This is a genomic window from Faecalibacterium sp. Marseille-Q4137, from assembly GCF_017377535.1.
GTDB classification, from domain to species: Bacteria; Bacillota; Clostridia; order Oscillospirales; family Ruminococcaceae; genus Faecalibacterium; species Faecalibacterium duncaniae.
The window spans coordinates 1-864 of record NZ_JAFREK010000134.1; the positions used below are offsets into that span (position 1 = coordinate 1).

Consider the following 864-nt stretch of genomic DNA (forward strand, 5'->3'; position numbering starts at 1 on the left):
CCGCCAGACGGTTTATTTAGAACGAGGTTACAAGAGCAAAGAAGTCTGTGGTCCTAAGCAGCATTGAATAATATAACGGAGGTATAAAATGGTCTGTGTCGGAATTGATGTTGCCAAAGATAAGCATGACTGTTGCATTCTCGATTCGGAAGGAACGACCCTTGTCGATTGCTTTACCATTCCCAACAACATGGATGGTTTCAAAAGTCTGCTACAAACAATCCAAGACTGTTCTCAAAAATCAGACAAAATAAAAGTAGGGCTTGAAGCTACCGGACATTATAGCTACAACATCCTTGGGTTTCTTCTTGACAATGATCTGCCCGTCTATGTCATGAATCCCTTGCATACCAACCTGTATCGAAAGAGCCTCAGTCTTCGCAAAACTAAAACCGATCGTGTGGATGCAAAAACGATTGCAACTATGCTGTTGTCCGATGTAGACCTTAAGTCCTACACAGATACAGCATATCACAACGAAGAACTAAAGTCACTCACGAGATACCGATTTGATAAAGTTCAGGAACGCGCTAAACTAAAGCAGTCGGTGTCCAGATTGGTTACAATCCTGTTTCCGGAATTGGAACAGCTTGTTTCGTCTATCCACGGCACTTCAATCTACGCACTTCTCAGTGAGTATCCCGGTGCAAAGCAGATTTCAGAAGCTCATCTGACCAGATTAGCTAATATTCTCGTGAAAACATCCAGAGGCCATTACCGAAAAGATAAAGCTACTCATATCCGAGATGCAGCCAGAACATCCATTGGTTCTGTTATGCCTGCTAAGTCTTTGGAATTAAAGCACACCATTAAGCTCATTCAAGAACTTACCTCCGAAATCAATGAAATTGAAGATGCCATTCG

Annotated in this window: 1 protein-coding gene; it reads left to right on the forward strand. The window is 42.2% G+C overall.

Features of this window, described 5'->3' with window-relative positions:
- Positions 1-88: 88 nt before the first annotated feature.
- Positions 89-864, forward strand: a 776-nt coding sequence (locus J3353_RS16200; RefSeq protein ID WP_207685272.1) for a transposase, incomplete at its 3' end; no start/stop codon positions are given.